Genomic DNA, 5,129 nt, shown 5'->3' on the forward strand with positions numbered 1-5,129 from the left:
ACAGGTCCTTCCAGGAAAGCGGCACCCCGTCCAGTGCATGGCGGCGCAGCCCGCGCTTCGCTCGGTCGGCGGCGGCCGCCGCTTCCGCTCTGGCGCGACTTTCGAGCAAACGCACATAAATGCGGTGCTCTTGATCGGCCGCCGCCGCGCGGACGAGAAAATCCTCCGTTACGTCCCGCGGGCTGGCGTTGCCGCTCTCGAAGAGCCGGCCAAGTTCCAGCGCCGTCATGTCCCCGAAATTCACACGTCTCTCCCTTATTTCCGGGCAGACTAGGCGGATGGCGGACTTGCGTCCATCCGCCGCTTGCCTTGGCGCCGCCGAAGACCGATCTTCCTCCCATGACACGAACGACAGACAGCGATGTGCTGATTGTCGGCGGCGGGCTTGCCGGGCTGCCGCTGGCGCTTGCTTGCGCGCAGGGCGGATTGAGCGTGACGGTGGTCGATGCGCTCGACCCGGCGCTTGTCACCGACGCCGCGTTCGACGGTCGTGTTTCGGCCATCGCCTTTGCGTCCTGCCGGATGCTGGAGCGCCTCGGCGTTGTCGCGCATCTGGGCGGCCAGATGCAGCCGATCAACGACATCATGGTATCGGACGGCCGGGTGCGCGAGGGCGCCTCGCCTCTGTTTCTCCATTTCGATCACAAGGAAATCGGCGACGAGCCGCTCGGAAATCTCATCGAGAACCGGCATATGCGCGTGGCGCTCGGCAAGGCGATCGAAAGCCAGCCGCTGCTGCGGCTGATCGCGCCCGATGCCGTGAGAAAGGTCGATTACGGCAGTCACGTCACAGCGACGCTCGCGAGCGGCAGGAAAGTTACCGCGCGGCTCTGCTTTGCGGCCGATGGGCGCGGTTCGCCGACACGCGAGGCGGCGGGCATCAGGACATTCGGCTGGGATTACGGCCAGACCGGTATCGTCTGCACCGTCGAACATGAATTGCCGCATGAAGGCGTGGCGCAGGAATATTTCCTGCCGGGTGGACCTTTCGCGATCCTGCCGATGGTCGGCAACCGGGCCTCGCTTGTGTGGACCGAAAAGACGGCGAACGCCAAGGCGATCCTCGCGCTCGGCGACGACGCTTTCGCCGAGGAAATGCGCGCGCGTTTCGGGGACTATCTGGGGGAATGCGCGCCGGTCGGTCCGCGCTGGTCCTATCCGCTGACGCTGCAGCTTGCGCGCGACTATGTGCGCCCACGCCTTGCACTTGTCGGAGACGCCGCGCATGGCATTCATCCGATCGCGGGGCAGGGGCTCAATCTCGGCCTTCGCGATGTCGCGGCGGCGGCCGAAGTCGTCGTCGATGCGGCGCGGCTCGGCCTCGACATCGGCGCGCTCGACGTGCTGGAGCGCTATCAGCGCTGGCGGCGTTTCGACAATGTCGCCTTGTCGCTGCTGATGGACGGGCTCAATCGTCTCTTTTCCAACGACATCGGCCCGCTCAGGTTGGCGCGCGATCTCGGGCTCGGCATCGTCAACGAGCTGCCGCCGCTCCGGCGCTTCTTCATGCGTCATGCCGGCGGCGCCGTCGGCGACCTGCCGCGGCTGCTCAAGGGCGAAGCGGTCTGATCATTCCCGGCTCAAGCCCTGCCGCTCGAGTGCGGTCAGATAGTCGGCCCAGATTTTTTCACGATCTCGTCCGAGGCGGTAAAGCGTTTCCCAGGTAAAGAGACCTGTGTCGTGACCGTCGTCGAAGAGAATACGCAACGCGTAGTTGCCGACCGGTTCAAGACCTGAAATGGCGACATTCGCCTTGCCCGGCACGGTTTTCTTTTGTCCATGCCCATGTCCCTGAACCTCGGCCGACGGGCTTTCGACGCGCAGAAGCTCCGCCCCGAGACGAAAATGCGCACCGTCGTCGAAGGCGATTTCAAGGACGCGTTCGGACTTCCTGAGTTTGATTTCGGTCGGCCAGGGGGCGGCGCCAGGCTTCGGGACATCAGGCATCGTCGAGCGATCGCGCCTCGTCCACCAGCATGATCGGAATGCCGTCGCGGATCGGGAAAGCGAGACGAGCCTTCTCGGAAATCAATTCCTGCCTTTCGCGGTCGTAGCGCAGTGTCGTCTTGGTCACGGGGCAGACCAGAATTTCGAGCAGCTTCGGGTCGACTTCCATGCGTGTTGCACGCATATTTTCCTCGTTGTCGCTCATGTCTCTTTCTTGTCTTTCTATTGGACGGTGGTATCGCCCGGCGCGAGTTCGCGCAGTGCCTTTTCGGTCAGGGCGATCAACATCTGATTGCGATCCTCGAGCGTGCGGGCTTCGAGCAATGCCTGTTTCTCACGCGGTCCGTAGGGGCTGATGGTGCAGAGCGAGTTGACCAGCGTTTCGTTCGACGACAGTTTGATTGCACGCCAGTCTGCTTGCAGCCCATGCGTGTCGAGATATTCCTTCAGAACTTCGAGCAACCGTTCGCGCGCGACCTCGTCCTGGCCATGGCCCGGTATCAGATCGTGGGCAAACTCTTCCCATTCGACTTCGAATTGCCGATAGGGCGTCAAGGTGCGCAATTCCGTTGCCAGACGGAAGCGGCAAATGCCGGTCAGCGTGATGATCATGCGGCCGTCGTCGGTTTCGGCGAAGGAGGTGATGCGTCCGGCACAGCCGGTGGCGCAGAGCGGCGGCCTTCTCCCCTCTATCTGCGACGCGATGATCGCCTCGTCGCCATCGGGCTGGACCATGCCGACAATGCGTTCGCCGCGAACGGCGTCGTCGATCATTTTCAGGTATCGCGTCTCGAAAATGTTGAGCGGCAATTGTCCGCGCGGCAGCAGGATCGCACCGGCAAGCGGAAAGACCGGGATCGTTCCCGGCAAGTCCGCCGTCGTCCGGTATCGATCCGTATACCCCATGTCGATCCTAGCTGAACAGGATGGAGGAAAGGCGGCGGCGGCCGCTCAGCGTTGCCTCGTCTTTCGGCCCATAGGCTTCAAAGAACTCGACAAGCTGCTTGCGCGCGGCTTCGTCGTTCCATTTGCGGTCGTATTCGACGATGATAAGCAGCTCCTCCACCGCGCGCTCCCTTTCGCCGGCCACGTTCAGCGCCAGCGCCAAGTCGAAGCGCGCCTGATGATCCTTCGAGTTGGCTTCGAGGCGCGCGATCAATTCCGACACATCGCCAAGATCGGCCGCCTTTTCGGCCAGCGACAGCGCCGCCTCGGCGGCGGTGAAGGCGGGATCGTTTTTTCCGTCGGGTCTGACCAGCGCCAGCGTCTGCCGGGCGCGGTCGAGATCGCCGGCCTCGATATAGCAGCGCGCGAGGCCCGCGACCGCCGCCGGATGGCCGGGCTCTTCCTGCACGGCCTGGGCGAAAGCCTGTGCGGCGCGCGACAGGTCACCCGCCTCAAGCGCTTCCTGCGCCGCTTCGATCAATTGTTCGGCGGGCGAGGGTTCCAGTCCGCCGGCCAGCCGTTCGATGAAGGCCTTGACCTGGCTTTCGGGCATCGCGCCCATGAAACCGTCGACAGGCTGGCCGTTCTTGAAGGCATAGACGGCCGGGATCGACTGGATGCGCAATTGCTGCGCGACGGCCGGATGATCGTCGATGTTCATCTTGACGAGTTTCACCGCGCCGCGTGCGGCAAGGACCGCTTTTTCCAGGATCGGCGTCAGCTGCTTGCAGGGGCCGCACCAGGGAGCCCAAAAATCGACGATCACCGGCACCTGCCGCGAGGCTTCCAGTACGTCGCGGGCAAAGGTCTGGGTGGTGGTGTCGACGATCAGGCCGTCCGCGTTCTCGGGACTGCCTGCACTGCCAATGATCGGTTCCATGCCTGTACGGGCCTTTTTTCTGTGCCGTCCCCATAGAGATGGAGCGGCGGCGTTTGGAAGCAATGGTTTAGCCCGGGCCGTGCGGGCGGTGCAAGAAAACGGAAAATCTTTGTGACAGGGGTTGGCGAAAGGGCCACCGACCTCTCATATACCGGCTTCAACGGCAAACAGGGGGGACGCCGATGTCGGCCGCGCTTTTCAGAATTGTTCTCGTGCTTTCGGGCGCGCTGGTCGTTTTTCTCGGCCTCAATGTCGCGCTGGGCGGCATTCCGACCATGAGCTGGCTTGGCGAGCGGCCCTTTCTTTCGGTGACCGACGAAGCGCAATACCGGCTGATCGACAATCACGTGCGCTTTTTCGGCGGACTTTTCACCGGGCTCGGCCTTTTCCTCGTCTTTGCCGCCACCGATCCGGTCAAATACCGGCAGGCGGCGCTGCTGACCTTCGGCGCCATTTTCATCGGCGGGCTGGCGCGGTTTTCGGCGCCGGAAACGGCCGTGGTGTTCGAGCAGGAGATTGTCGGCTCGCTTGCCGCCGAATTGCTGCTGATGCCGGTGCTGGCTTTCTGGCTCATGCGGCTCGGCCGCTAGCCGGCTGCGGCCACCAGATCGACGATCATCGGTTCATGGCCGGTTAGCGCCAGAAAGGCCATGAAATCGTCGCGGGAAAGCGCCGTCGTGGCGGTATTTTCGAGCGGGTGGTAGTTGAGGCGCCGGTGCTCCAGCATGGCTGCGTCGAGGACCACGGTCACGCGGTGTTCGCGGTCGTTGACGAGTGCAAAGGGCGTCACCGAGCCCGGGCGAACGCCCAACACCTCCCACATCAGTTCTGCATTGCCGAAGGACAACCGGGCGCTGCCCAGCGGTTTCGACAGGCTGTTGAGCTTCAGCTCACGCTCCTCCAGCGTCACGATCAGCCAGAGCCGGCCTTTCTTGTCCTTGAGAAACAGGTTCTTGCAGAAGGCGCCGGTACGCGCCGCCTCCGGCCAGGCGGCGCGGTGGGCTTGCGCTTCCTCGACCGTGTGAAGGGCGGGGTGCATCCGGGTTTCATGCGCGATGCCTTGCGCCTTGGCCCATGCGAGGAAGGCCGCGCTGCTGGTCAGTTTAGGGGTCGCATCGTCGTTCATGGCTCCTGATTGGCACGGGCGCGGCGGCGGTGCAAGCGCCCGTAACAGGCGGATTTCCGGCAGAAAACAAGGGCCTTGCATTGGTTCTGGCGATAGGCCATAAAACCGCCCTCACAGGCGGGCGGCTTGTTTTCAGACGCCCGGTTGATCCGGATGCGGGCGTAGCTCAGGGGTAGAGCACAACCTTGCCAAGGTTGGGGTCGTGAGTTCGAATCTCATCGCCCGCTCCAG

At 63.5% G+C, this 5,129-nt stretch carries 8 protein-coding genes and 1 tRNA gene; 3 read left to right on the forward strand and 6 right to left on the reverse strand.

Annotated elements, in window-relative coordinates; translation table 11 throughout:
• A partial coding sequence (locus WEB61_RS05300) for an amidase family protein (protein WP_368063288.1) occupies positions 1–244 on the reverse strand: 244 nt, incomplete at its 3' end.
• Between the two features lie 95 nt (positions 245–339).
• Between WEB61_RS05300 and WEB61_RS05305 the strand changes: the two genes are divergently transcribed.
• Positions 340–1,569: an FAD-dependent monooxygenase gene (locus WEB61_RS05305; RefSeq protein WP_368063289.1), complete on the forward strand. Its 1,230-nt coding sequence runs from the start codon at positions 340–342 to the stop codon at positions 1,567–1,569.
• On the opposite strand, the gene WEB61_RS05310 is transcribed toward WEB61_RS05305, so the two are convergent.
• The 4 genes from WEB61_RS05310 to trxA are packed head-to-tail and all read right to left on the reverse strand — an operon-like array spanning position 1,570 to position 3,772.
• Positions 1,570–1,947 carry a gamma-butyrobetaine hydroxylase-like domain-containing protein gene (locus WEB61_RS05310; RefSeq protein ID WP_368063290.1) on the reverse strand — a complete coding sequence of 126 codons (378 nt, stop codon included), beginning with the start codon at positions 1,945–1,947 and terminating at the stop codon, positions 1,570–1,572.
• Positions 1,940–2,152, reverse strand: a complete 213-nt coding sequence (locus WEB61_RS05315; protein WP_368063291.1) for a Trm112 family protein — start codon at positions 2,150–2,152, stop codon at positions 1,940–1,942. The genes WEB61_RS05310 and WEB61_RS05315 overlap by 8 nt, the downstream gene beginning before the upstream one ends.
• 17 nt (positions 2,153–2,169) lie before the next feature.
• Entirely contained in the window at positions 2,170–2,853 is a 684-nt protein-coding gene (locus WEB61_RS05320; RefSeq protein ID WP_368063292.1) for an LON peptidase substrate-binding domain-containing protein, read from the reverse strand.
• Between the two features lie 7 nt (positions 2,854–2,860).
• Positions 2,861–3,772, reverse strand: coding sequence for a thioredoxin (gene trxA / locus WEB61_RS05325; RefSeq protein ID WP_368063293.1), 912 nt, complete (start codon positions 3,770–3,772; stop codon positions 2,861–2,863).
• 182 nt (positions 3,773–3,954) lie between these two features.
• Between trxA and WEB61_RS05330 the strand changes: the two genes are divergently transcribed.
• A complete protein-coding gene (locus WEB61_RS05330; RefSeq protein WP_368063294.1) occupies positions 3,955–4,362 on the forward strand; it encodes a DUF4345 domain-containing protein in 408 nt (135 codons plus the stop codon).
• Here WEB61_RS05330 and WEB61_RS05335 read toward each other — a convergent pair.
• Positions 4,359–4,898, reverse strand: a complete 540-nt coding sequence (locus tag WEB61_RS05335; RefSeq protein ID WP_368063295.1) for a prolyl-tRNA synthetase associated domain-containing protein — start codon at positions 4,896–4,898, stop codon at positions 4,359–4,361. The genes WEB61_RS05330 and WEB61_RS05335 overlap by 4 nt on opposite strands.
• Positions 4,899–5,053: 155 nt before the next feature.
• Between WEB61_RS05335 and WEB61_RS05340 the strand changes: the two genes are divergently transcribed.
• Positions 5,054–5,128: transfer RNA gene (locus WEB61_RS05340), tRNA-Gly, on the forward strand.
• The last annotated feature ends 1 nt before the right edge of the window (position 5,129 follow it).

Source organism: Parvibaculum sp. (genome assembly GCF_040882025.1).
Lineage (GTDB): Bacteria > Pseudomonadota > Alphaproteobacteria > Parvibaculales > Parvibaculaceae > Parvibaculum.

Bases quoted from the DNA above. Each gene is read 5' to 3' on its own strand.
- WEB61_RS05305 (WP_368063289.1), top strand. From the start codon at position 340: ATGACACGAACGACAGACAGCGATGTGCTGATTGTCGGCGGCGGGCTT.
- WEB61_RS05310 (WP_368063290.1), bottom strand. From the start codon at position 1,947: ATGCCTGATGTCCCGAAGCCTGGCGCCGCCCCCTGGCCGACCGAAATC.
- WEB61_RS05315 (WP_368063291.1), bottom strand. From the start codon at position 2,152: ATGAGCGACAACGAGGAAAATATGCGTGCAACACGCATGGAAGTCGAC.
- WEB61_RS05320 (WP_368063292.1), bottom strand. From the start codon at position 2,853: ATGGGGTATACGGATCGATACCGGACGACGGCGGACTTGCCGGGAACG.
- trxA (WP_368063293.1), bottom strand. From the start codon at position 3,772: ATGGAACCGATCATTGGCAGTGCAGGCAGTCCCGAGAACGCGGACGGC.
- WEB61_RS05330 (WP_368063294.1), top strand. From the start codon at position 3,955: ATGTCGGCCGCGCTTTTCAGAATTGTTCTCGTGCTTTCGGGCGCGCTG.
- WEB61_RS05335 (WP_368063295.1), bottom strand. From the start codon at position 4,898: ATGAACGACGATGCGACCCCTAAACTGACCAGCAGCGCGGCCTTCCTC.